At 63.9% G+C, this 25,522-nt stretch carries 23 protein-coding genes and 1 tRNA gene; 22 read left to right on the top strand and 2 right to left on the bottom strand.

The window, feature by feature from the left end:
- Positions 1–2 precede the first annotated feature (2 nt).
- The 21 genes from nuoH to gyrA all read left to right on the top strand — a co-directional run bounded on the left by nuoH (position 3) and on the right by gyrA (position 23,742).
- Entirely contained in the window at positions 3–1,019 is a 1,017-nt protein-coding gene (gene nuoH, locus RA164_RS09645) for an NADH-quinone oxidoreductase subunit NuoH (protein WP_329740639.1), read from the top strand.
- A gap of 8 nt (positions 1,020–1,027) precedes the next feature.
- Positions 1,028–1,519: an NADH-quinone oxidoreductase subunit NuoI gene (gene nuoI / locus RA164_RS09640; RefSeq protein ID WP_329740638.1), complete on the top strand. Its 492-nt coding sequence runs from the start codon at positions 1,028–1,030 to the stop codon at positions 1,517–1,519.
- Between the two features lie 13 nt (positions 1,520–1,532).
- Complete coding sequence (locus RA164_RS09635; RefSeq protein WP_329740637.1) at positions 1,533–2,192, top strand: NADH-quinone oxidoreductase subunit J; 660 nt, start codon at positions 1,533–1,535, stop codon at positions 2,190–2,192.
- Entirely contained in the window at positions 2,189–2,494 is a 306-nt protein-coding gene (gene nuoK, locus RA164_RS09630; protein WP_329740636.1) for an NADH-quinone oxidoreductase subunit NuoK, read from the top strand. Before RA164_RS09635 ends, nuoK begins: the two co-directional genes overlap by 4 nt.
- Positions 2,495–2,498: 4 nt before the next feature.
- Complete coding sequence (gene nuoL / locus RA164_RS09625; protein WP_329740635.1) at positions 2,499–4,532, top strand: NADH-quinone oxidoreductase subunit L; 2,034 nt, start codon at positions 2,499–2,501, stop codon at positions 4,530–4,532.
- A gap of 15 nt (positions 4,533–4,547) precedes the next feature.
- Complete coding sequence (locus tag RA164_RS09620; RefSeq protein WP_329740634.1) at positions 4,548–6,056, top strand: NADH-quinone oxidoreductase subunit M; 1,509 nt, start codon at positions 4,548–4,550, stop codon at positions 6,054–6,056.
- 14 nt (positions 6,057–6,070) lie between these two features.
- Positions 6,071–7,510 (top strand): NADH-quinone oxidoreductase subunit NuoN, encoded by a 1,440-nt coding sequence (gene nuoN / locus RA164_RS09615; protein WP_329740633.1) that lies wholly within the window; start codon positions 6,071–6,073, stop codon positions 7,508–7,510.
- Positions 7,511–7,602: 92 nt separating this feature from the next.
- Positions 7,603–7,679, top strand: a tRNA-Met gene (locus tag RA164_RS09610).
- Between the two features lie 202 nt (positions 7,680–7,881).
- A complete protein-coding gene (locus RA164_RS09605; RefSeq protein ID WP_329740632.1) occupies positions 7,882–8,412 on the top strand; it encodes a ribosome maturation factor RimP in 531 nt (176 codons plus the stop codon).
- Positions 8,413–8,518: 106 nt separating this feature from the next.
- Complete coding sequence (gene nusA, locus RA164_RS09600; protein ID WP_329740631.1) at positions 8,519–10,024, top strand: transcription termination factor NusA; 1,506 nt, start codon at positions 8,519–8,521, stop codon at positions 10,022–10,024.
- Positions 10,025–10,158: 134 nt separating this feature from the next.
- Positions 10,159–12,987 carry a translation initiation factor IF-2 gene (infB, locus tag RA164_RS09595; protein WP_329740630.1) on the top strand — a complete coding sequence of 943 codons (2,829 nt, stop codon included), beginning with the start codon at positions 10,159–10,161 and terminating at the stop codon, positions 12,985–12,987.
- Between the two features lie 196 nt (positions 12,988–13,183).
- Complete coding sequence (gene rbfA, locus RA164_RS09590; RefSeq protein WP_329740629.1) at positions 13,184–13,558, top strand: 30S ribosome-binding factor RbfA; 375 nt, start codon at positions 13,184–13,186, stop codon at positions 13,556–13,558.
- Between the two features lie 21 nt (positions 13,559–13,579).
- Entirely contained in the window at positions 13,580–14,518 is a 939-nt protein-coding gene (truB, locus tag RA164_RS09585; protein WP_329740628.1) for a tRNA pseudouridine(55) synthase TruB, read from the top strand.
- A gap of 157 nt (positions 14,519–14,675) precedes the next feature.
- Positions 14,676–14,945 carry a 30S ribosomal protein S15 gene (gene rpsO / locus RA164_RS09580; RefSeq protein WP_329740627.1) on the top strand — a complete coding sequence of 90 codons (270 nt, stop codon included), beginning with the start codon at positions 14,676–14,678 and terminating at the stop codon, positions 14,943–14,945.
- Positions 14,946–14,963: 18 nt separating this feature from the next.
- Entirely contained in the window at positions 14,964–17,069 is a 2,106-nt protein-coding gene (pnp, locus tag RA164_RS09575; protein WP_329740626.1) for a polyribonucleotide nucleotidyltransferase, read from the top strand.
- Positions 17,070–17,187: 118 nt separating this feature from the next.
- The gene (locus RA164_RS09570) at positions 17,188–18,231 is read left to right on the top strand and encodes a poly(R)-hydroxyalkanoic acid synthase subunit PhaE (RefSeq protein WP_329740625.1); all 1,044 of its coding nucleotides are present in this window, start codon (positions 17,188–17,190) and stop codon (positions 18,229–18,231) included.
- A 59-nt stretch (positions 18,232–18,290) separates the two neighbouring features.
- Positions 18,291–19,313: a class III poly(R)-hydroxyalkanoic acid synthase subunit PhaC gene (gene phaC, locus RA164_RS09565; RefSeq protein WP_412731100.1), complete on the top strand. Its 1,023-nt coding sequence runs from the start codon at positions 18,291–18,293 to the stop codon at positions 19,311–19,313.
- Positions 19,314–19,332: 19 nt separating this feature from the next.
- Positions 19,333–19,515, top strand: a complete 183-nt coding sequence (locus tag RA164_RS09560; RefSeq protein ID WP_329740623.1) for a PspC domain-containing protein — start codon at positions 19,333–19,335, stop codon at positions 19,513–19,515.
- Between the two features lie 28 nt (positions 19,516–19,543).
- Entirely contained in the window at positions 19,544–20,554 is a 1,011-nt protein-coding gene (gene mtnA / locus RA164_RS09555) for an S-methyl-5-thioribose-1-phosphate isomerase (RefSeq protein WP_329740622.1), read from the top strand.
- The gene (locus RA164_RS09550) at positions 20,554–20,964 is read left to right on the top strand and encodes a GtrA family protein (RefSeq protein ID WP_329740621.1); all 411 of its coding nucleotides are present in this window, start codon (positions 20,554–20,556) and stop codon (positions 20,962–20,964) included. Before mtnA ends, RA164_RS09550 begins: the two co-directional genes overlap by 1 nt.
- 162 nt (positions 20,965–21,126) lie before the next feature.
- Entirely contained in the window at positions 21,127–23,742 is a 2,616-nt protein-coding gene (gene gyrA, locus RA164_RS09545) for a DNA gyrase subunit A (RefSeq protein WP_329740620.1), read from the top strand.
- A gap of 101 nt (positions 23,743–23,843) precedes the next feature.
- Here the strand turns inward: gyrA and RA164_RS09540 are convergent, their stop codons facing one another.
- Together RA164_RS09540 and RA164_RS09535 are read right to left on the bottom strand one after the other, a co-directional pair.
- Positions 23,844–24,332, bottom strand: a complete 489-nt coding sequence (locus RA164_RS09540; RefSeq protein ID WP_329740619.1) for a peroxiredoxin — start codon at positions 24,330–24,332, stop codon at positions 23,844–23,846.
- Positions 24,333–24,408: 76 nt separating this feature from the next.
- Complete coding sequence (locus RA164_RS09535) at positions 24,409–24,693, bottom strand: hypothetical protein (RefSeq protein WP_329740618.1); 285 nt, start codon at positions 24,691–24,693, stop codon at positions 24,409–24,411.
- A gap of 333 nt (positions 24,694–25,026) precedes the next feature.
- Between RA164_RS09535 and RA164_RS09530 the strand changes: the two genes are divergently transcribed.
- On the top strand, positions 25,027–25,476 hold the full coding sequence (locus tag RA164_RS09530; RefSeq protein ID WP_329740617.1) for an Hsp20/alpha crystallin family protein: 450 nt from the start codon (positions 25,027–25,029) through the stop codon (positions 25,474–25,476).
- Positions 25,477–25,522 lie beyond the last annotated feature (46 nt).

Here is a 25,522-nt window from a genome sequence, read left to right as displayed (position 1 = left end):
CCATGGGCGAACAGATACTCAACCAGATCATCTGGCCGGTCATCCACATTCTGTGCATCGTGCTGCCGCTGGTGATCACGGTGGCGCTGTACGTGTGGTGGGAGCGCAAGGTGCTCGGCTGGATGCACGTGCGCATGGGGCCGAACAAGGTCGGTCCGTTCGGCCTGCTGCAGGCGTTCGCCGACGTGGTGAAGCTGCTGGTCAAGGAAGTCATCCTGCCGACCAACGCGAACCGCGTGCTGTACTACCTCGCGCCGCTGATCGCACTGGTGCCGGCGCTGGCGGCATGGGCGGTGATCCCGTTCTCCGACAAGCTGGTGCTGTCCAACGCCAACGCGGGTCTGCTGTACCTGCTGGCGATGACCTCGCTGGGCGTGTACGGCATCATCCTCGCCGGTTGGGCGTCGAACTCGCGCTACGCACTGCTGGGCGCGATGCGCTCGGCGGCGCAGGTGATCTCCTACGAACTGGCGATGGGCCTGTGTCTGGTCTGTGTGCTGGTGCTGGCCGGTTCGCTGAACCTGACCGACATCGTGCACGCGCAGCAGGGCAGCAAGGGCCTGTTCGACTGGTTCTGGCTGCCGTTGCTTCCGGTGTTCGTGATCTACTTTATCTCCGGTGTGGCCGAGACCAACCGCGCACCGTTCGACGTGGCCGAGGGCGAGTCGGAAATCGTCGCAGGCTTCCACGTGGAGTATTCCGGCTCGGCGTTCGCGCTGTTCTTCCTGGCCGAATACGCCAACATGATCCTGGTGAGCTTCCTCGCCTCGATCCTGTTTCTGGGCGGCTGGCTCAGCCCGTTCCCGGCGAGCTGGGGTTTGCTGGGTCATGCCAACGTGCTCTGGTTGTTCGTCAAGGCATTCATTTTCGCCTTCATGTTCCTGTGGTTCCGCGCCACGTTCCCCCGTTACCGCTATGACCAGATCATGCGCCTGGGCTGGAAGGTGTTCATTCCCATCGCCATCGTGTGGGTGCTGGTGGCCGGCTGCATGAAGTTCTACGGCATCGCGGGGGCCTGAGAAATCCGATGAAACGCATAATCAGTTATTTCAACAGCCTGCTGCTGGCCGAACTGCTCAAGGGCATGGCCGTGACCATGCGCTACATGTTCAGCCCGAAGTACACGATGCGCTACCCGATGGAGCACATCCCGAAGTCGAACCGTTTCCGTGGCCTGCATGCGCTGCGCCGTTACGCCAACGGCGAGGAGCGCTGCATCGCGTGCAAGCTGTGCGAGGCGGTGTGCCCGGCACTGGCCATCACCATCGACTCCGCGCCACGCGAGAGCGATGGCCAGCGCCGTACCACGCGCTACGACATTGACCTGTTCAAGTGCATTTTCTGCGGCTTCTGCGAGGAAAGCTGCCCGGTGGACTCGATCGTCGAGACCAGCATCCACGAATACCACTTCGAGCATCGTGGCGAGAACGTGGTGACCAAGCCGCAGCTGCTCGCCATCGGCGATCGCTTCGAGGCCGACATCGCCGCCGCCCGCGCGCAAGACGCGGCGTATCGCTGAGGGCAGGGACATCATGATCAATCTCCAAATGTTCCAACTGGTCTGTTTCTACGCGTTTGCCGCGGTTACCGTGGCGGCCGCACTGGGCGTGATCACCCTGCGCAACTCGGTGCATGCGGTGCTCTCGCTGGTGCTGGCGTTCTTCAGCACGGCCTGCATCTGGATGCTGGCCGAGGCGGAGTTCCTGGCCATTGCGCTGATCGTCGTCTACGTCGGTGCGGTGATGGTGCTGTTCCTGTTCGTGGTGATGATGCTCGATATCGACCAGGAGAAAGTCCGCGAGGGCTTCGTCAAGTTCCTGCCGGTCGGCCTGATCGTCGCCGCGGTGATGCTGGTGGAGATGCTGGCCCTGATCGGCCTGCGCGTGATGCATGCGCAGACGATGGGCGTGAATCCCGCTACGGCGGCCCAGCAGTCCAATACGGCATGGCTCGGTACGGCGCTGTACACGCAGTACCTGCTGCCGTTCGAGATCGCCGCGCTGATCCTGACGGTGGGCGTGGTCGTGGCGGTGGCCCTGACCCTGCGTCAGCGCAAGGGCGCCAAGCACCAGTCCGCGAGCCAGCAGGTCCGGGTCAACCCGCGCGACCGTGTGCGCGTGGTGAAGATGCAGGCTGTCCGCCCCGTCGAGCCGCAGGCGGACGAGGTTCAGGCCGAGGAGTCCAAGTCATGATTACGCTTTCGCACTTCATCGTGCTCGGCGCGGTGCTTTTCTGCATTGCCGTGGCCGGCCTGTTCATCAACCGCAAGAACGTGATCGTGCTGCTGATGGCGATCGAGTTGATGCTGCTGGCGGTGAACATCAACTTCGTCGCGTTCTCCCGCTTCCACCACGACGTGGCGGGGCAGGTGTTCGTGTTCTTCATCCTCACCGTGGCTGCGGCGGAATCCGCCATTGGCCTGGCGATTCTCGTGCTGCTGTTCCGCAACCGCAGCACGGTCAATGTCGCCGAAATCGACAGCATGAAGGGTTGATCCGATGCCGCTTTCCACTTCAATCCTGCTGATCATCGCGCTGGCCCCGCTGGTCGGATGCTTGCTGGCGGGCTTCCTCGGCAAGCAGATCGGCCGCATCGGTGCGCACAGCGTGACGATCCTCGGCCTGCTGGTTTCCTGCAGCCTGTCGTTCTACGTGCTGTACCAGATCGGTTTCGCCGGTGCGCCGGCCTACAACCACGATCTGTACACCTGGTTCCAGATCGGTCACCTGAACGCCAGCGTCGGCTTCATGATCGACCGCCTGACCGCCATGATGATGGTGGTGGTGACCTTCGTCTCGCTGCTGGTGCACGTCTACACCATCGGCTACATGGCGGACGATCCGGGCTACCAGCGCTTCTTCAGCTACATCTCGCTGTTCACCTTCTCGATGTTGATGCTCGTGATGAGCAACAACTTCCTGCAGCTGTTCTTCGGCTGGGAAGCGGTGGGCCTGGTGTCCTATCTGCTGATCGGCTTCTGGTACAAGAAGCCGACCGCGATCTTCGCCAACCTCAAGGCGTTCCTGGTCAACCGCGTGGGCGACTTCGGCTTCCTGCTGGGCATCGCCGCGGTGCTGTACTTCCTGAACACGCTGGACTACGCCACCGCGTTCGCCGCCGCGCCGACCCTGGTCGGCAAGACCCTGGCGCTGACCCAGCACACCCACTGGGATGCGGCCACGGTGATCTGCGTGCTGCTGTTCATCGGCGCGATGGGCAAGTCGGCGCAGGTGCCGCTGCATGTGTGGCTGCCCGACTCGATGGAAGGCCCGACCCCGATCTCGGCGCTGATCCACGCGGCGACCATGGTGACCGCGGGCATCTTCATGGTGGCGCGCATGTCGCCGATCTTCGAGCTGTCGCCGGGTGCGCTCAGCTTCGTGATGGTGATCGGCGCCACCGGTGCCTTTTTCACCGGCCTGATCGGCATCGTGCAGAACGACATCAAGCGTGTGGTGGCGTACTCCACGCTGTCGCAGCTGGGCTACATGACCGCGGCACTGGGCGCCTCGGCCTATGCCGGCGCAGTGTTCCACCTGATGACCCACGCGTTCTTCAAGGCGCTGCTGTTCCTGGGTGCCGGCTCGGTGATCATCGCGATGCATCATGAGCAGGACATGCGCCACATGGGCGGCCTGCGCAAGTACATGCCGATCACCTGGATCACCATGTGGATCGGTTCGCTGGCGCTGTGCGGCGTGCCGTTCTTCTCGGGCTTCTACTCGAAGGACGCGATCATCGAGGCGGTCGGCGATTCGCATCGCTGGGGTTCGCATTACGCCTACCTCTGCGTTCTTTTCGGTGCTTTCGTCACCGGCCTGTACACCTTCCGCCAGATGTACCTGACCTTCCACGGCAAGGAGCGCTTCAAGGTGGTCGAGCAGCATGGCCATCACGGTCATGACGATCACGACGACCACGGCCATCATGAGCCTGGCGTGCTGGCGCATCCGCCCAAGGAATCGCCGTGGGTGGTGACGTTGCCGCTGGTGCTGCTGGCGATCCCCTCGCTGCTGGTGGGCTTCTTCGCGGTCAAGCCGCTGCTGTTCGGCAACTGGTTCGGTTCGGCCATCCATGTGGCGCCGGCACACAACGTGCTGGGCGAGATGGCTGGCGAGTTCCACGGCGCGCTCGACATGGCACTGAAGGGCCTCAACCCGATCGGTCCGTTCGGGCTGGTGTTGCTGGCCTTCGTGATCCAGACCTACATCTACCTGTTCAATCCGGCGATGGCCGGCAAGATCAAGAACGCGCTGAAGCCGTTGTGGACCGTGCTGGACCGCAAGTACTGGGTCGACGACGTCTATTTCGCGGTGTTCGCCAAGGGCGGCGTCAAGCTGGGTCGCCTGTTCTGGAAGGCCGGTGATGCTGCCGTGGTCGACGGTGCGATGGTCAACGGCTCGGCTGGCCTGGTCCGTCGTATCTCCGCCGGCGTGCGTCGACTGCAGACCGGTTACCTCTATCACTACGCCTTCGCGATGATTGTCGGCCTGATCCTGCTGCTTGGCGGGTACTGGCTGATCGGGCAATAAGGGAAGCAAGCACTCATGTTCAATCACTTGCTCAGCCTGCTGATCTGGCTACCCATCGTCGGCGCGGTGCCGGTGCTCCTGGCCGGTTCCGGCCGGCCCAACACGGCGCGCTGGCTCGCCCTGCTGTTCATGGTGCTTACCTTCGTGGTGAGCCTGTTCCTGCTGCCGCAGTACAACGCCACGGCAGGCGGCATGCAGCTGGCCGAGAACCACGTCTGGATCGCCGCACTCGGCATACATTACGCACTGGCCGTCGACGGCATCTCGGTGGCGCTGATCCTGCTGACCACCTTCGTCGGCATCCTCGTGGTGATCGGCGCCTGGGAGGTCATCCAGAACAAGCCGCACCAGTACATGGCCGCGATGCTGGTTCTCGAGGGCCTGATGATCGGCGTGTTCTGCGCGACCGACGCGATGCTGTTCTACGTGTTCTTCGAGGCGATGCTGATCCCGATGTTCATCCTCATCGGCATCTGGGGTGGTCCTCGTCGCGTCTACGCCACGCTGAAGTTCTTCATCTACACGTTCTTCGGCTCGGTGTTCATGCTGATCGGCCTGCTGTACCTGTACCACAAGGCCGGCACCTTCGATCTGCATACGCTGGCCACGCTGCCGCTGACCTTCAAGGAACAGAGCTGGCTGTTCTTCGCCTTCCTGATTGCCTTCGCGATCAAGGTGCCGATGGTGCCGGTGCACACGTGGTTGCCCGATGCTCACGTGGAGGCGCCGACCGGCGGCTCGGTGGTGCTGGCGGCGGTGATGCTGAAGGTGGGTGCCTACGGTTTCCTGCGCTTCACCCTGCCGATCGTGCCCGACGCGGCGGCCCACTACGTGTGGCTGATCGTGGCGCTGAGCCTGATCGCCGTGGTCTACATCGGCTATGTGGCGCTGGTGCAGGAAGACATGAAGAAGCTGGTCGCCTATTCGTCGGTCGCCCACATGGGCTTCGTGACGCTGGGCATCTTCGTGGGTTACCTGCTGGTGCGTGACCTGAACAACGTCGACGCGGCCAAGCTCGGCATGCAGGGCGCGATGGTGCAGATGATCTCGCACGGCTTCGTGTCGGGCGCGATGTTCTCCTGCATCGGCGTGATGTACGACCGCCTGCATACCCGCCTGATCAAGGATTACGGCGGCGTGATCAACGTGATGCCGTGGTTCGGCTTCTTCTATGTGCTGTTCGCGATGGCCAACTGCGGCCTGCCGGGCACCAGCGGCTTCGTCGGCGAATTCATGGTGATCCTGGCCAGCTTCAGCGCCAACCCGTGGATCGCCCTGTTCGCGGCGTTCACCCTGATCATCGGTGCGGCCTACACGCTGTGGATGGTCAAGCGCGTGCTGTGGGGTGACGTGACCAACCCGCACGTGGCCGAAATGAAGGACATCAACGGGCGCGAGACTTTCGTGCTGGCCGCGTTCGCCGCGATGGTGCTGTTCATCGGCATCTGGCCTGAACCGCTGATCCACCTGATGGACAGCTCGGTGACGCAGCTCGTGCAGCAGCTCGCCACCCACAAGATCTGATCGAGAGCGACATCATGCCGACCTTAAACGACATCCTGGTCCTGTTGCCGGAGTTCTATCTGGTAACCGCGGCGTGTTTGCTGCTGCTTGTGGACGCCTTCATCAAGCCGGAGCAGCGCGGCATTCTGCACTGGCTCTCCATCGCCGTGTTGCTGGTTGCCGGCTACATGGTCGTGGCCGGTCAGCCGCATGCGACCGTGACCGCTTTCGATGGCATGTTCGTGCGTGACCGTGCAGCGGAAATCCTCAAGGTATTCTCGCTGCTGTGCGTGATCCTGGTGTTCGTCTACGCGCGGCCCTACCTGGTCGAGCGCAAGCAGTTCCAGGGCGAGTTCTACACGCTGATGATCTTCGCCACGGTCGGCATCATGCTGCTGGTGTCCGCCGGCAACCTGGTGATGATCTACCTGGGCCTTGAGCTGCTCACGCTGTCCTCGTACGGCCTGGTCGCGCTGAACCGCGATTCGGCGCTGTCGTCCGAGGCGGCGATGAAGTACTTCGTGCTGGGTGCGCTGTCCTCCGGCATGCTGCTGTATGGCATGTCGATGGTGTACGGCGCCACCGGCACGCTGGACCTCGCTTCGCTGCACGTCGCGGTGATGAACACCCATCTGCCGCACCTGCTGCTGTTCGGCATGGTGTTCATGCTCACCGGTATTGCCTTCAAGCTTGGCGCGGCGCCGTTCCACATGTGGATCCCCGATGTCTACCAGGGTGCATCGACGCCGGTCACCACGTTCATCGCCTCGGCCTCCAAGCTGGCGGCGTTCGGCATGGCCTACCGTCTGCTGCAGACCGGCTTCGGCGACCTGGCGCATTACTGGCAGCCGATGCTGGCCGCGCTTGCGGTGCTGTCGCTGGCGATCGGCAACCTGGTTGCGATCGTGCAGACCAACCTCAAGCGCATGCTGGCGTACTCCACCATTTCGCACATGGGTTACCTGCTGCTTGGCCTGGTCAATGCCGGTCCGGAAGGTTATGCCGCGTCGATGTTCTATGCGATCAGCTATGCGCTGATGGGTACCGCTGCCTTCGGCGTGATCATCGCGCTGGCACGTGCCGGCTTCGAGTGCGAGGAGATCGAAGACTTCAAGGGCCTGAACCAGCGTTCGCCGTGGATGGCTTTCCTGATGATGCTGGTGATGTTCTCGCTTGCAGGCGTGCCGCCGCTGTTCGGCTTCTTCGCGAAGTACCTGGTGCTGCAGGCGGCCATCGATGCGCACATGCTCTGGCTGGCCATCGTCGGCGTGGTGTTTGCGATCATCGGCTCGTACTACTACCTGCGCGTGGTCAAGGTGATGTACTTCGACAAGGCCGAAGAGGGCGTGCAGACCCGCGTGCAGCCCGATGCGTCGCTGCGTGTGATGCTGTCCCTCAACGCGCTGGTCCTGCTGGTGCTCGGCCTCAGCTGGGGTCCGCTGTTCGGCTGGTGCAAGCAGGCGTTCGCCGGCTGAAACATGTGCCGCCGATAGCAGCAAGTCACAAGAAAGTTTGACTTAAAGGGTTGCAAGAAATTGGCCATGTAGTTAAACTTTTCGGACTCTGATGCGGGGTGGAGCAGTCTGGCAGCTCGTCGGGCTCATAACCCGAAGGTCGCAGGTTCGAATCCTGCCCCCGCTACCAGGTCTTTCTTGGACAAGAAAGCCTCCTCGTGAGGCTTTTTTGTTGGGCGCAAGGATGCGTCGCATTACCTGACAGCTACGAGCGTCGTGGTTATGCTGGAAAGCCCCTGGCAGGGTCGGCACATCGGCAGGATCGGAAAATGGGCCGTTGAGCCCATTTTTTGTTTCCGGCGACACGACAGCATTACCACGGCGGTTTCTCCATGGATACGCAGGCACTGGCACAACGCTTTACCGAAGTTCTGGGCGATCTTGGCCTGGAATGCATGGGCGTGGAGTTCACCCCGGCGCAAGGGCAGAGTACTCTGCGCGTCTACCTGGACGTGTCGGGCACGGCTGAGGAAGGGCGCGAGGTCACGCTGGACGACTGCGAGGCGGCCAGCCGGGAACTGTCGGCGCTGCTCGATGTTGAAGACCCCGTGCCGGGCCACTATGTACTCGAGGTTTCCTCACCGGGGCTTGATCGTCCGCTGTTCACCGCGGCCCATTTCGCCAAGGTCGTGGGACAGGAAATAAAGGTGCTGCTGAAGGCGCCGATCGACGGGCGCCGGCGCCTGCGCGGCAAAGTGGTGTCGGTGGACGGGGAACAGATTTCGCTCGAGGCCGAAGGCAAGGTGTTCGGGTTCGAGCATGCGGCCGTGGAAAGCGCGCGGGTGGTACCGGACTGGGCTGCGCTCGGTTACGTGCCGCAGCCGAAACGCGGTGGCAAGAAGCCGGGCAAAAAAGCCAACTGAATGTATTGATGGCGTGGCCTGGATGGCCACCTCTTGAATCCTGGCGCCGCTGGACGGGCGCAAAATCGAACAGCGGACGCCGGGCGGCGTCCACGGAGTTGCTGCAATGAGCAAAGAACTTCTGCTGGTAGTGGACGCGGTCGCCAACGAAAAGGGCGTGCCGCGCGAAGTGATCTTCGAGGCGATGGAAGCTGCACTGGCTTCTGCCGCCAAGAAGCGCTACCCGGACGAAGACCCGGATATCCGGGTGTCGATCGATCGCGACAGCGGCGACTACGAAACCTTCCGCCGCTGGGAAATCATTGCCGACGACGGCGAGATGGAATCGCCGTTCTGGCAGCTGCGCCTGATGGACGCGCTGGACGAGCGCGACGACGCACAGGTGGGCGAGTTCATCGAGACCCAGATCGAGAACGCCGAGTTCGGGCGCATCGCCGCGCAGGCCGCCAAGCAGGTGATCGTGCAGCGTGTGCGCGAAGCCGAGCGCCAGCAGGTGGTGGATGCCTACAAGGATCGCGTGGGCGAACTGATCACCGGCATCGTCAAGCGTGTCGAACGCGGCAACGTGTACCTGGACTTGGGCGGCAATGCCGAGGCCTTCATCCCCCGCGACAAGACCATTGCGCGCGAATCGCACCGCGTCGGCGACCGCGTGCGCGGTTACCTGTTCGACGTGCGTTCCGAAGTGCGTGGTCCGCAGCTTTTCGTCTCGCGCGCGGCCCCCGAATTCATGATCGAGCTGTTCAAGCTCGAAGTGCCCGAAGTCGGCCAGGGCCTGGTCGAGATCAAGGGCTGCGCCCGCGATCCGGGCGACCGCGCCAAGATCGCCGTGCTGGCCCATGACAGCCGCACCGATCCGATCGGCGCCTGCATCGGCATGCGCGGCTCGCGTGTGCAGGCGGTGTCCAACGAACTCAACGGCGAGCGCGTGGACATCATCCTGTGGCACGAGAACCAGGCCCAGTTCGTGATCAACGCGATGGCGCCGGCCGAGGTCCAGTCCATCATCATGGACGAGGAAAAGCATTCGATGGACATCGCGGTGGCCGAGGACAAGCTGTCCCAGGCAATCGGCCGTGGTGGCCAGAACGTCCGCCTGGCCAGCAAGCTCACCGGCTGGCAGCTCAACGTGATGACCCAGGACCAGGTCGCCGCCAAGAGCGAGGCCGAGCAGGAAGTGGCGCGCCAGCTGTTCATGGACAAGCTGGAAGTGGACCAGGAAATCGCCAACATCCTGGTGCTGGAAGGTTTCTCCAGCATCGAGGAAATCGCCTACGTGCCCAGTGCCGAGCTGCTGGCGGTGGAAGGTTTCGACGAGGACATCGTCGAGGAACTCCGCGCCCGCGCCCGCGATGCGCTGCTGACCGAGGCGCTGGCGGTCGAGGAAGACATCGACGAGCACCAGCCGAGCGCCGAGCTGCTCGAGCTCGAGGGCATGGACGAGTCGACGGCCTATACGCTGGCCTCGCGTGGTGTGGTCTCGATCGACGACCTCGGCGATCTCGCCGTCGACGACCTGATCGACATCGAGGGTATGGATGAGGAGCGTGCTGCTGCGCTGATCATGGCGGCGCGCGCCCCGATGATCGCGCGACTGGAGAAAGGCGGCTAACCGCGGGACGGCGTCGCCCCGGGACGGGGGCGCCGAGAAAGGCTCTTCGGAGCCTTTCGCCAGGGATGGAGGTAGACGTGCAGGCCTGATGCCGCACGGACGAATCAGCGCGGGAAAGGCGGAGAAAGAACACGATGTCGGACATCACAATCAAACAACTTGCTGAGCAGGTGAAAATGCCGGTGGACAAGCTGCTCAGCCAGCTTGCCGAAGCCGGTATGAACTTCTCCGCGCCCGATCAGCTGATCAGCACCACCGAGCGCATGAAGCTCCTGGGCTTCCTGCGACGCACGCACGGCAAGGGCGAGCCCGGTGCCGAGAGCGAAGACAGCGCGCCGCGCCAGATCACGCTCAAGCGCCGCAAGGTCAGCGAACTCAAAGTCGCCTCGGCGGGCGGGCGCGGCGCAGCCAGCAGCGGCGCCAAGACGGTGAACGTGGAAGTGCGTGCCAAGCGCACCTACGTGAAGCGCAGCGTCATTGCCGAAGAAGCCGGTGCCGAGCCCGAGCGCGAGGAGGCCGCGCGCAAGCTGGCCGAGTCGCAGCAGCAGCGCGAGCAGGAAGAGGCCGCGCGCCATGAGGCCGAACAGCGTCGCGAGGAAGAAGCCCAGCAGCGCGAGGCCGAAGAACAACGCCAGCGCGAGGCCGAAGAGGCCGCTCGCCAGGCCCGCGAGCATGCGGAAGCCGAGGCGCGCGCAGCCGCTGAAGCCAAGGCCGACGCCGACACCGAACAGGCTGCGGCCGAAACCGCCAGCGAGGACGAAGCACCGGCGGCGGCGAAGGCACCGGTCGAAAAGCCGGTCGAAGCTGCACCCGCGGCAGCGGCCGATGCGGCTGGCGATGCGTCGGGCGCAGCCGGCGGAACCACTGACCATAGTGCGTTCGGCCTGATCATTCCGCGCATCCACGAGCCGCGCAAACGCGAGAAGAAAGTGGTTGCCCCCGCGCCGGCTCCTGCGCCGGCACCCGCACCTGCTGCGGACAACAAGGGCGTCAAGCCGCGGCATGGCCGCGACCGCGATCGCGAGGACGCGGCAGGTGGCAAGCGCTTTGCCAGTGGCGAGCTGCACCTGTCCGATGCCGACCGGGCACGTCGTTCCAACCGTCGCGGCAAGCCCGGGCGTGGTTCGACCGGTCGCGATGCCTCCCGCGGCAGTTCGGCGACGTCGGGTCCGCATGGCTTCACCCGTCCGACCGCGGCGGTCGTTCGCGAAGTGGCCGTGGGTGACGCCAATGTCGTTGCCGAGCTGGCGCAGAAGATGGCCGTCAAGGGTTCCGAGGTGGTCAAGACGCTGTTCAAGATGGGCGTGATGGCGACCATCAACCAGACCATCGATCGCGATACCGCGACGCTGGTGGTGGAAGAGCTGGGCCACAAGCCGGTCGATGCCACCGAGAACAATGCCGAGGCGGCACTGGCCGCGCACACCCAGAGCGTGGAACTGGACGGCGAGAAGGAGCCGCGTCCGCCGGTCGTCACCATCATGGGCCACGTAGACCACGGCAAGACCTCGTTGCTGGACTACATCCGTCGCACCAAGGTGGCGTCGGGCGAGGCCGGCGGCATTACCCAGCACATCGGTGCCTATCATGTGAACACGCCGAAGGGCGTGATCACCTTCCTCGACACCCCCGGCCACGCCGCGTTCACCGCGATGCGTGCCCGTGGTGCCCAGTCCACCGACATCGTGGTGCTGGTGGTGGCCGCCGACGACGGTGTGATGCCGCAGACCCAGGAAGCCGTGCAGCACGCGCGGGCGGCCAAGGTGCCGCTGATCGTGGCGCTGAACAAGATGGACAAGGCCGATGCCAATCCGGACCACGTCAAGCAGGGCCTGGCCAATCTGGAGGTGATTCCGGAAGACTGGGGCGGCGACACCATGTTCGTGCCCGTCTCGGCGAAGACCGGCATGGGTATCGACGAACTGCTCGATGCCGTCTCGGTGCAGGCCGAAGTGATGGAGCTGACAGCGGTACAGGACGGCCCGGCATCGGGTGTGGTGATCGAGTCCAGCCTGGACAAGGGCCGTGGCCCGGTGGCGACGGTGCTGGTGCAGCAGGGTACGCTGAAGCGCGGCGACTTCGTGGTCTGCGGCGTGGAATATGGCCGCATGCGCGCGCTGGTCGACGAGACCGGCAAGACTGTGCAGGAAGCCGGTCCGTCGATTCCGGTGCAGGTGCTTGGCCTTTCCGGCGTGCCGGAAGCCGGTGACGACTTTGTCGCCGTGGCCGACGAGAAGCTTGCCAAGCAGGTGGCCGCCGAGCGCCAGCAGAAACGCCGCGAGACGCGTCTGGTCAGCAAGGCCAACCGGCTCGAGGACATCATGGCGCAGATGGGCCAGGGTGCCGAACAGCAGACCCTCAACATTCTGGTCAAGGCGGATGTGCAGGGTTCGGTCGAGGCGCTGCGCGAGTCGCTCAGCGCGATCGGCAACGAGAACGTGAAGGTCAACGTGATTTCCGCTGGCGTCGGCGGCATCACCGAATCCGACGCGACCCTGGCGGCGGCATCCAAGGCACTGGTGATCGGCTTCAACGTGCGCGCGGATGCGTCAGCGCGCAAGGTGATCGACACCGCCGGTCTGGACGTGCGTTATTTCTCGATCATCTATGACGTGATCGACCAGGTGAAGCAGGCGGCATCCGGCCTGCTTGGCGTGGAAGTGCGCGAGGAGATCATCGGCGTCGCCCAGGTGCGCGAGGTGTTCCGCAGCTCCAAGTTCGGTGCCGTGGCCGGTTCCATGGTGGTCGAGGGTACGGTCAAGCGGAACAAGCCGATTCGCGTGCTGCGCGACAATACGGTGATCTTCGAGGGCGAACTGGAATCGCTGCGCCGCTTCAAGGATCTGGTGGACGAGGTGCGCAACGGCATGGAATGCGGTATCGCCGTGAAGCAATACAACGACGTCAAGGTCGGCGATCAGATCGAGTGCTTCGAGCGCATCGAGGTGGCTCGTACCCTCTGACGCCTTTGGCGTAGAGTGTGCTGGTCATGTGGTCACGGATGGCCGCACGTGGAGCGATGGCGATGCCATCGCTCCGCCGAAGGCGGGTAGGGTGTCAGCCCGACTCGCCGAGCCATGGGCGTGCAGGGCTGCACTTCCATGGCATAGATATAGATAACGAGCCGAGGCTCCTGAGTTTTCCATCGCGATACAGATCATGCCATCCCGAGATTTCAAACGTACCGACCGTGTAGGCGCCGAGCTCCGTCGTGAGATCGGGCTGCTGGTGCATGCCGCCGTGCGTGACCACGGCCTGCCTTCGGCCAGCGTGTCGGACGTCGAGGTCACCCGGGACCTGGACTGGGCCACCATCTGGGTCACCGCGTTGCTGCCGCAGCAGTCCGCCGAGGTGGTCAAGGGACTCAATGGCATGGCGGGCGAGTTCCGTCGTGCGCTGTCGCGCAGCATGCGGCTTCGCCGCGTGCCCGAGCTACGCTTCAAGTACGACGACTCGATGGACAAGGGCGAGCGTATCGATGCGCTGCTGCGCAAGGACGCGCAGAGCCACCCGCACGACGAAGGCGATGCCTGAGTACGTCGGGTCCGCTGTTCCGTGAGTCAGTTTCGTCATCGCATCCGTTTCCGCGACCTGCACGGCATCGTGCTGCTCGACAAGCCGGAAGAGATCAGTTCCAACCAGGTGCTGCAGGTGGTCAGGCGCTTGCTGCGCGCGGCCAAGGGCGGTCATACCGGTGCGCTCGATCCGTTGGCCACCGGCCTGCTGCCGCTGTGCTTCGGCGAGGCGACCAAGCTGGCACACAGCCTGCTGGGTTCGCGCAAGGCCTACCTGGCCGAATGCCGGTTGGGGGTGACGACTACGACGGCCGATCGCGAAGGCGAGGTGCTGCAGCAGCGCGAGGTGCCGGTGCTCGACGATGCCGCACTGGAGGCTGCACTGGAGCCATTCCGGGGACGCATTACCCAGGTTCCGCCGGTCTATTCCGCGCTGAAGCAGGGTGGTGAGCCGCTGTATGTGAAGGCACGGCGAGGCGAGGAAGTCGAGGTTCCGCCGCGTGAGGTGGATATTCATCGGCTGGTTTGCGAGGAGCGCACGTTCGATACCCTGCGACTGCATGTGGAGTGCGGTTCAGGGACCTATATCCGCAGTCTGGCTGCGGATCTGGGCGAGCGACTGGGTTGTGGCGCGCACCTGGTGGCATTGCGACGGTTGTGGGTCGATCCGTTCCTGGAGCCGGCGATGGTGACGCTGGAGCAGCTGCAGCAGGCCGCCGAGGAGGGTGAACCGGCGCTGGAGCGCTGGGTGTTGCCGGTGGAAGCCGGCGTGGCCCATTTCCCCAGTCTGCGTCTCAATGCCGCCGAGAGTCTGGCTTTGACACAGGGGCGCCAGATCACCCCGGTGGCGCCGACGACACCCGGTCGGCAGCATGCCGCGCTGGCCGATGACGGCCGCCTGCTGGCCCTGGTCGAGCCGGACGGAACCGGCCGTCTGAGCATCGTGCGGGGGTTCAATCTGCCGCCGCGAACGGTTTGAGCAGAGGTTGTCGCCTTCGGTCTTGTTGCAATGTGCTTGCACTCGTTAGAATACGATGCTTGCACATCCATGTTTCATTCAACTGACGAAGCTTGCGCAACACCACCGCGCGGTGGTGTTGCGCAAGCTTCGTATCGCTTTTCGAGGAAAGGTACCCATGTCTCTCACTGCAGAACAGACCGGCAAGATCATTGCTGAATACGGCCGCGTGCCGAACGATACCGGTTCGCCGGAGGTGCAGGTGGCCCTGCTGTCGGCCCGCATCGAACATCTCACCGAGCACTTCAAGACCCACAAGCAGGACCATCATTCCCGTCGTGGCCTGTTGCAGCTGGTTAACCGCCGCAAGAGCCTGCTCTCCTACCTGAAGGATCGTGATCTGGCCCGCTACCAGAGCCTGATCGAACGCCTCGGCTTGCGTCGTTAATCAGAAGGGACATCGAACATGGCGAAAGTAACCAAGTCATTCCAGTACGGTAATCACGAAGTCACACTGGAGACGGGCGAAATCGCCCGCCAGGCGTCCGGTGCCGTTTTGGTCAGCATGGGCGGCACCGTGGTGCTGGTTTCCGTGGTGGCGGCAGCGAAGCCGCGCGAGGGGCAGGACTTTTTCCCGCTCACCGTCGATTACGTCGAGAAGTTCTATTCCGCCGGTCGCATCCCGGGCGGCTTCTTCAAGCGTGAAGGCCGTCCGACCGAGAAGGAAACGCTGACCTCGCGTCTGATCGATCGTCCGGTGCGTCCGCTGTTCCCGGAAGAATTCAAGAACGAAGTGCAGGTGATCGCCCAGGTCGTCTCGCTGAATCCCGAGGTCGACGGCGACATTCCGGCGATGATCGGTGCCTCCGCGGCGCTGAGCCTTGCCGGCATTCCATTCAAGGGCCCGATCGGTGCTGCCCGCGTCGGCTACGCCAACGGTCAGTATCTGCTGAACCCGAGCGCGACCGAGCTGAAGAGCTCCGAGCTGGACCTGGTGGTTGCCGGTACCAGCGGTGCGGTGCTGATGGTGGAGTCCGAGGCCAAGCTGCTGTCCGAGGAAGTGATGCTCGGCGCGGTGGTGTTCGGTCACCAGCAGATGCAGACCGCCATCCGCGCGATCGCCGAGCTGGCTGCCGAAGCCGCCAAGCCGTCGTGGGACTGGCAGGCGCCGGCCCGCAACGAGTCGCTGGTCGCCGCGCTGAAGGGTGCCGTGGGCGACAAGCTCGAGCAGGCCTTCCAGGTGCGCGACAAGATCCAGCGCCGTGACGCGATCGCCTCGATCAAGTCCGAGGTGATGGAAGCGCTGGCCGCACAGGCCGAGCAGCATGGCTGGGCTTCCGCCGAGCTGGCCAAGGAGTTCGGCGAGCTGGAATACCGCACCATGCGCGACAGCGTGCTGAAGACCAAGGTGCGCATTGACGGCCGCGGCCTGGAAGACGTGCGTCCGATCACCGTGCGCGTGGGTGTACTGCCGCGCACGCATGGTTCGGCGCTGTTCACCCGTGGCGAGACCCAGGCACTCGTGGTCGCCACGCTGGGCACCGCGCGTGACGCGCAGATCATCGACGCGCCGGAAGGCGAGTCGAAGGATCCGTTCCTGTTCCACTACAACTTTCCGCCGTTCTCGGTGGGCGAGACCGGCCGTTTCGGTGCGCCGAAGCGCCGTGAGATCGGCCACGGCCGCCTCGCCAAGCGCGGTGTGCAGGCGGTCAAGCCGGGCATGGACGAGTTCCCGTACGTGATCCGCGTGGTCTCGGAGATCACCGAGTCGAACGGTTCCTCGTCGATGGCTTCGGTGTGCGGTTCCTCGCTGGCCATGATGGATGCCGGCGTGCCGCTGAAGGCGCCGGTGGCCGGCATCGCGATGGGCCTGGTCAAGGAAGAAAGCGACTTTGTCGTGCTGAGCGACATCCTCGGCGACGAGGACCACCTCGGCGACATGGATTTCAAGGTGGCCGGTACCGCCGAAGGTGTGTCCGCGCTGCAGATGGACATCAAGATCGACGGCATCACCGAAGAGATCATGAAGGTGGCGCTGGCCCAGGCCAAGCGCGGTCGCCTGCATATCCTCGGCGAAATGGCCAAGGCGATCAGCGAGCCGCGTGCCGAGATGAGCGAGTACGCTCCGCGCCTGCTCACGGTCAAGATCCACCCGGACAAGATCCGCGAGGTCATCGGCAAGGGCGGCGCCACCATCCGCTCGATCACCGAAGAGACTGGCGCCACCATCGACATCAGCGACGACGGCACCGTGGTGATCGCCTCGGTCAACCGCAGCGCGGCCGATGCGGCGAAGAAGCGCATCGAGCAGATCGTGTCCGACGTCGAGCCGGGCCGCATCTACGAGGGCAAGGTCGCCAAGCTGATGGACTTCGGTGCGTTCGTCACCATCATGCCGGGCAAGGACGGTCTGGTGCACGTCTCGCAGATCTCCAACGAGCGCGTCGAGAAGGTTTCCGACAAGCTGAAGGAAGGCCAGATCGTCAAGGTCAAGGTGCTGGAAGTGGACAAGCAGGGCCGTATCCGCCTGTCGATGAAGGCGGTGACCGAGGACGAGGGCGCCGACGCCTGATCCAGGTCGCCAGCAACGGCTACCGTGTAGTTCGCAAGGCCCGGGTTCACCGGGCCTTGCGCGTTTCCGGGGTATGCTTTTGCTACGATGTCCACAGGTTTGGATCAAGGAGGCCGGCATGGCCGATCAGGCAAGCGATTTCCTGAAGGACTGGCAGGCGATGGCCAAGGAATCGTGGGATGCGTGGATGCGTCGCACGGCACAGCCACAAGCCGCCAGCAACCCATTCGCTGCAGGTTTCACCGGCCCGGATGAACTGCTCGCACAGGGCATGGCCGGTGCCAAGGCCTATATGGACTGGCTGCAGAACGGTGTGGTGGGCTCCAACGTGCCGCCGCCACCTTCGAACTGGATCCAGCAGATGCAGCAGATATTCGGCCAGGCCATGGCGGGCAGCGCCGGACAGCCTTTCGGGCAAGGCTTTCCGCCTGCGGGCATGCCTGGTATGTCTGGCATGCCGCCAGGCATGTTTGCCGGCCATGCCGCACCGTGGGAGTCATGGTGGTCGAATCCGCCACAGGGCATGCCAGGTGTCGAGCCGGTAGCGGCCTTCGGCTATACGCGCGAGCAGCAGTTGCAGCAGCAAGCGCTGGCTGCGGCCATGGCCGAATACTTGGAGACCATGGCTCGCTACCAGGCGCTGATGCAGAAGGTCCATGCACAGGGCTCGGCCGTGATGCAGCAGAAATTCGAGCAGCTTGCGGTGGCCGGCCAGTCGGTCCAGTCGATGAAGGCGCTTTACGATCTGTGGGTCGATGCCATTGAGGAGGCGTTTGCGGAACTGGCGCTTTCCGACGAGTTCCGCGAAGCCTTCGGTGCCATGAGCAATGCGCAGATGCGCCTGCGCCAGCAGCAGCAGCAGCAGATCGAGCAGTGGTGCAGTGAGCAGGGCATTCCCACCCGCAGCGAAGTGAATACGCTGGGGCAGCGCCTGCAGGAGCTGCGTCGGGAGCTGCGAACCCGTGAATCTGCCGCCGTCGTGGCAGGCCTCCGCGAGGAATTGGCAGCGCTCAAGCGTCGCCTTGAACAGGCAGAGGCCCGGTCGGTGCCGACCGTGAAAGCGGCTGCCCGGCCAGCCGCCGGCAAGACGGCGAAAGCCACCTCGACCCGACGCAAGGCCACCACGACCCGTCGCAGCCAGGCCGCCGGCCGCCGCAAGTAGGAGTTCCCGTGTCCGTCACCAGCCCACTGCACATCGATCCGCTCCAGGCCGTACAGGAGATGGCGGCCTTCCAGCGCAAACTGGCCGCCGGCATTCCGCGGCTGCGTGGTGTTTCCGAGCCCGACTATGCCGGTACCCCGCGCGAGGCGGTCTACCGGGAAGACAAACTCACGGTCTGGCACATGCGCGGCGAGCGCGAACCGACCGCGAAAACCCCAATTCTCATTGTCTACGCGCTGGTCAACACGGTCTGGATGACCGACCTGCAGCAGGACCGCTCGCTGGTGCGCAACCTGCTTGCCCAGGGTGAGGACGTCTACCTGATCGACTGGGGTTACCCGGATGGTGCCGACCGCTGGCTGACCCTCGACGATTACCTCAACGGTTATCTCGACCGCTGCGTCGACGCGGTGCGCGCCTTGCACGGACTGGATGCGGTCAACCTGCTGGGTATCTGCCAGGGCGGCGCGTTCTCGCTGTGCTACACGGCGATGCATCCGGAAAAAGTGCGCAACCTGGTCACCATGGTCACGCCGGTGGATTTCCGCACGCCGGACAACATGCTTTCGCACTGGGTGCAGAACATCGACGTGGACCGCTTCGTCGACACGCTGGGCAATGTTCCCGCGGAACTGATGAACTGGGTCTACCTGATGCTCAAGCCATTGCGGCTGACGCAGCAGAAGTACGTGAACCTGGTCGATATCCTGGACAAGCCCGTGGAGCTGGAGAACTTCCTGCGCATGGAGCGCTGGATCTTCGACTCGCCTGACCAGGCCGGCGAGGCATTCCGCCAGTTCATCAAGGATTTCTACCAGGGCAACAAGCTGGCCAGGGGAACGCTGGAGATCGGCGACCGACCGGTCGACCTGGGCATGATCACCCAGCCGGTGCTCAACATCTATGCCGAGCAGGATCACCTGGTGCCACCGGATGCATCGCGTGCACTGGCTCGTCATGTCGGCACCACCGACTACACCGAGCTGGCGTTCAAGGGCGGGCATATCGGCATCTACGTGTCGGGTCGCGCACAGCGTGATGTACCGCCGGCGATCCACCGCTGGCTGCGTGACCGCGATTGATCAACCAGGAGCATTTCGAATGGCCAATCGCTTGTACCGCTCGCGTACCGATCGCAAGCTCGCCGGTGTCTGCGGCGGCCTGGCCGCGTTTCTTGGCTGGGATCCCACCCTGGTCCGCGTGCTGTGGATCGTGTTGACCCTGCTCGGCGGCTCGGGTGTGCTGATCTACCTGATCCTATGGCTCGCCATGCCCGATGGCTGAGTGCTCTTCCCTGATATCAAGAGAACCGATGGACTACGAACGATACGACCGCATCCGTGCCGTGCAATGGTGCGGCGACTACCTGCGGCTGCTTGACCAGCGGCTGCTGCCGCAGCAGGAACAATGGATCGAATGCCGTGATGCTTCGGCGGTGACGCAGGCGATCCGCGACCTGGTCGTCCGCGGTGCACCGGCGATCGGCATCGCGGCGGCATGGGGTGTGGTGCTGGCCGCGCAGCAGGCACAACCGCTGGAGCCGGCACTGGCCATGCTGCGGGCGGCACGTCCGACCGCGGTGAACCTGATGTGGGCGCTGGACCGCATGAAGTCGCGCATCGAGACGGGTAACGATGCGGCAGGCCTGGCGCTGGAGGCACAGGCGATCCAGGACGAGGACCTGGCCGCCAACCGCCGCATGGGCGAGTTGGGTGCGGCGCTGATCGCGCCGCATTCCGGTGTACTGACCCATTGCAATACCGGCTCGCTGGCGACCGCCGGTTTCGGCACGGCGCTCGGTGTGATCCGGGCTGGCGTCGCGGCCGGTTCCATCGAACGCGTCTACGCCGGCGAAACACGTCCCTGGCAACAGGGCGCACGCTTGACCATGTACGAACTGGTCCGCGACGGCATCCCCGCCCAGCTCATCGCCGATTCGGCGGCAGCCCACCTGATGCGCTCCGGCGCCGTGCAATGGGTGATCGTCGGTGCCGACCGCATCGCGGCCAATGGCGATACCGCCAACAAGATTGGTACCTACCAGCTCGCCATTGCCGCGCGCCATCATGGCGTGAAGTTCATGGTGGTGGCGCCATCCTCCACCGTGGACATGGCGACATCGTCTGGCGAGGTCATCGAGATCGAGCTGCGCGACCCGGCCGAATTGCTGTCGACCGCGGGCCGGCGCACCGTGGTCGAGGGCGCGCAGGCATGGAACCCGGTATTCGACGTGACGCCGGCAAGCCTGATCGATGCGATCGTGACCGAGCGGGGCGTGATCGAGCAACCTGACGAGACCGCCATGCGCAAGGTCTTTGGTTGATGAAGATGCGGCGAGAAATCGCCTTGTTCGCGGTGGGTGGCGCCATCGGTTTTGTGGTTGATGCCAGCATCCTGCAGCTGCTGGTCTGGCTGTTCGATGCCAACCCCTATATAGCGCAGATCTTCGCCTTTCTGGTGGCAGCCACGGCGACCTGGTGGTGGAACCGCAGTCGGACCTTTGCGGCCCGCGCCAGTGGGCGTTCGCTGCTCGGCGAATGGATGCACTGGATGGTCCTGATGGGGGCCGGTGCCGCCGTCAACTATGCCGCCTATGCCGGCAGCCTGCTGCTGTTTCCTGCCTGGCATCGATGGCCCGTGCTGGCCGTCGCGGTAGGTTCGGTCGTGGCTGCCATGGTGAATTACACCAGTGCCCGCATCATCCTTTTCAAGAAGACCAAAATGGCTTCTTAACTCGTTGAATTTAAAGCGCGTTTTTGAGATGAAAAATGCGCGTCTGTGCTACAATTCCACGATTGTACGAGGTGTTCCGGCGGAGCATGGCGCCGGACTTCATGTGTGTGCCATGCCGCACCCATCTCGTGCTCCGTCAGACACTCCCAGGGAAGCCGATTGATGGCAGAACTCGCCAAAGAAGTCATTCGCGTCAATATCGAAGACGAGATGCGCCAGAGCTACCTCGACTACGCCATGAGCGTGATCGTGGGGCGCGCACTCCCCGATGTCAGGGACGGCCTCAAGCCTGTGCATCGCCGCGTCCTGTTCGCCATGAACGAGCTGGGCAACGTCTGGAACAAGCCGTACAAGAAATCGGCGCGCGTGGTCGGTGACGTCATCGGTAAATACCACCCGCACGGCGATTCCTCGGTCTACGATGCGATCGTGCGCATGGCGCAGCCCTTCTCGCTGCGTTACATGTTGGTCGACGGCCAGGGCAACTTCGGTTCGGTGGACGGCGACAGCGCTGCCGCGATGCGTTACACCGAAGTACGCATGTCGCGGCTCACTCACGAGCTGCTGGCCGATATCGACAAGGACACCGTCGACTTCGGGCCGAACTACGACGAAAGCGAGCAGGAACCGCTGGTACTGCCGACGCGTGTGCCTAACCTGCTGGTCAACGGTTCGGCCGGTATCGCGGTCGGCATGGCCACCAACATCCCGCCGCACAACCTCAGCGAGGTCGTTGCCGCCACCATCGCGCTGATCGATACGCCCGAGTTGTCGATCGAGCAGCTGATGGAGTACATCCCCGGACCGGACTTCCCCACCTGCGGCATCATCAACGGCGCCGCCGGCATCGTCGAAGCCTACCGCACCGGCCGTGGCCGCATCCTGGTGCGTGCGAAGGCCGAGATCGAAACGGAGTCCAACGGACGCGAGACGATCATCGTCCACGAGATTCCCTACCAGGTGAACAAGGCGCGGCTGATCGAAAAGATCGCCGAGCTGGTCAAGGAAAAGAAGATCGAGGGCATCAGCGAGCTGCGCGACGAGTCCGACAAGGACGGCATGCGCATCGTCATCGAGATCCGCAAGGACGCGATGGCCGACGTGGTGCTCAACAACCTGTTCCAGCAGACCCAGCTGCAGGTCACCTTCGGCATCAACATGGTGGCGCTGGCCGATGGCCAGCCGCGCCTGCTGAACCTGAAGGAGATCCTCGAAGCCTTCATCCGCCACCGGCGCGAGGTGGTCACCCGCCGAACCATCTTCGAGCTGCGCAAGGCACGGGCCCGCGCCCACATCCTGGAAGGCCTGACCGTCGCGCTGGCGAACATCGACGAGATGATCGAGCTGATCAAGACCTCGGCTTCGCCGCAGGAAGCGCGCGAGCGCATACTTGCGCGCAAGTGGGAGCCGGGCATGGTCGGTGCGCTGTTGTCGGCAGCCGGCGCCGAAGCGTCCCGTCCCGAGGACATGGATCCGCGCGACGGCCTCAAGGCCGACGGCTACCAGCTTTCCGAGACGCAGGCGCAGGAGATCCTGGCGATGCGCCTGCATCGCCTGACCGGCCTTGAGCAGGAAAAGCTGTCCGACGAGTACCGCCAGATCCTCGAAGTCATCCGTGGCCTGATCGAGATCCTGGAGAACCCCGAACGCCTGCTGCAGGTGATCCGCGAGGAGCTCGAGGCGATCAAGGCCGAATACGGCGACGCGCGGCGCACCGAGATCCAACCGTCGCAGGAAGACCTCGACGTGCTCGACCTGATCGCACCCGAAGACGTGGTGGTCACGCTGTCGCACACCGGTTACGTGAAGCGCCAGCCGGCCAGCCTCTATCGTGCCCAGCGCCGCGGCGGCAAGGGCCGCTCGGCGTCGGCGCTGAAGGACGAGGATGTGGTCGAGCAGCTGTGGGTGGTCAACACGCACGATACCCTGCTTACCTTCACCAGCACGGGCAGGGTCTACTGGGTCAAGGTCTACCAGATGCCGGAAGCCGGCCCCGGTGCCCGCGGCAAACCGATGGTGAACCTGCTGCCGCTGGGCGAGGGCGAAAAGGTGCAGGCGGTCGTGCCGGTGCGCGAGTACAGCGAGGACCGCTTCGTGTTCTTCGCGACCAAGAGCGGCACGGTGAAGAAGACGCCGTTGACTGAGTTCGCCTTCCAGTTGCAGAAGGGCAAGCAGGCGATCAACCTGGCCGAGGGTGACGCGCTGGTCAACGTCGAACTCACCGATGGCAACAGCGACGTGCTGCTGTTCGCCTCCAACGGCAAGGTCAACCGTTTCGACGAGAACACCGTGCGCTCGATGGGCCGCACGGCCACGGGCGTGCGCGGCATGAAGCTGGCCGATGACGCCGAAGTGGTGTCGATGATCGTGGCGGCCGAGGGGGACATCCTTACTGCCACCGCCCGCGGTTACGGCAAGCGCACCGCGCTCGATGAGTTCCCGAAGAAGGGGCGTGGCACGCAGGGTGTGATCGGTATCCAGTGCTCGGATCGCAACGGCGCGCTGGTTGCCGCGGTGCAGGTGACCGAGGCGCACGAACTGATGTTGATTTCCAACCAGGGCACGCTGGTGCGTACCCGTGTGGCGGAAGTCTCGCAGCTCAGTCGCAACACCCAGGGCGTCACGCTGATCAAGCTGCCGACGGACGAGACACTGGTGAGCGTGGTCCGGCTCGATGCCGACGAGGACGTCGACAGCGATGTCGAGTCCGATGTTCCGCCGACGGATCCGGTTGGTGACGCCGCTGCAGACGGAGAGGCGCCGGCGCCGCAGGAATAACGCCGCTCTGGATGTCCGAAACACGAACCCCGGCGCAAGCCGGGGTTTTTCGTCTCTACGGTCCGGGCATCAGCCGTTCCGCCGATGCGTTCAGGCTCGACTCAGGCCCCATCGCCGACGGCAGTCAGCATGGCCTCTGCGCTGGAGACACGAAACTCGCCTGGCGCCTCCACATGCACCTGGCGCACCGTGCCGTTGTCCACATACAGGGCGAAGCGGCGGGCCCGCATGCCCATGCCATAACCGCTCCCGTCCAGTTCCAGGCCCAGGCTGCGGGTGAAGGCGGCGTTGCCGTCGGCAAGCAGCAGCAGGCCCGGCGGGACATGCTGTGCGGCAGCCCACGCCTGCATCACGTAGGCATCGTTGACCGACAGGCACATCACCTCGATACCGCGTGCCTGGAACTCGGCATGGTGCTGCACGTAGCCGGGCAGGTGCTTGTTCGAACAGGTCGGCGTGAAGGCGCCTGGTACGGCGAACAGCACCACCCTGCGTCCGGCGAAGAGATCGCCGGTGCGCGCCGTGCGGATGTCGCCGTCGACCACGCGGATTTCGACATCGGGCAGGCTCTGTCCGGGCGGGATACTCATACGAGGCGCTCCATGGCATGTGCGGCCCTGCATCCTAACCCAACGCTGTCAGGTGCGGTTTCGCACCGATGACGGATCAACCGAGGGCGCGCACTTTGCCGTCGTTGCAATCGACGGGATGTCCTGGCGAAATCGTATGGGTCTGGCGGATGTCGACAACCTTGCCGGCATGGATCAGGAACCAGATTGTCTGCGGTCCGATGTCCATGCCATAGGCATTCGATGCGCTGATCATTGCGCAGACCGACCAGCCGTACACCTTGCGTGCGTGCTCGAGTGTCCATTCCCTGCGTGGTCTAGAGACATGTCCGAAGCGCAGCATCTCGGGATGGCTGAAGTTCTGTTCGCTCCATGACCGCACCAGGGACTGGTAGTCCGGTGGATAGGCTCCGAAATCGGCACCTGCCGGAAGTGCAAGTCCGCCTGCTGGCCGTGCACTTCCTGTTGTGCTGAAGGCCGCGAGCAGGATGGCAGGGAGTACGCAAAGTGTTTTGATTTTCCTCATGTTCGTAGTGTACGGAGGGCCTGTCTGAGTCGTCCACGCGGTACGTCACGCATTCGAACGTGGTCGATCGTGGCTGCATCAGAAAAGGTGTGCAAAAGATCCTTTCCATGCACCTTGAATCGTGCTAGGCGGGACCTATCTCTGGGGCATGCGGCGGCGTCGCCGCGACCCTACAGAGGAGCAACTGCAATGACCATTACCCGTCACGTTTCCTGGGGCATGCCCCGTGATGCCCAGGCATTCCGCCAGGCGTTCGAGCGTTTTCTCGGCCAGGAAGAGAACGACCAGTCCAATGTGGTGACCAGCCAATGGGCTCCGCAGGTGGACATCAAGGAGGAAGAAAAGCGCTTCGTGATCTTTGCCGATGTGCCCGGTGTCGACCCGGCGTCGATCGAAGTGAACATGGACAAGGGCATTCTCACCATCAAGGGCGAGCGTGCGCTGGAAGCCGGCGAACAGGTGGGCCGGTTTACCCGCCAGGAGCGCCAGCACGGCACCTTCCATCGCCGTTTCAGCCTGCCGGACAGTGCCGATGCCGAAGGCATCACGGCGACGGGCCGGCACGGTGTGCTGGAAATCTCGATCCCGAAGAAGCCGGAGTCCTCGCCGCGCCGCATCACCATCAATACCAGTCATTGATCGTCCGGGAACGCCGTTTCCACCCATAATCCGTTGCGGGGCGGAG

This window comes from Dyella sp. A6, from assembly GCF_036320485.1.
GTDB classification, from domain to species: domain Bacteria; phylum Pseudomonadota; class Gammaproteobacteria; order Xanthomonadales; family Rhodanobacteraceae; genus Rhodanobacter_A; species Rhodanobacter_A aluminiiresistens.
The sequence above is the reverse complement of the archived record's forward strand: the minus strand, read 5'-3'. Positions and strand labels throughout refer to the sequence as shown.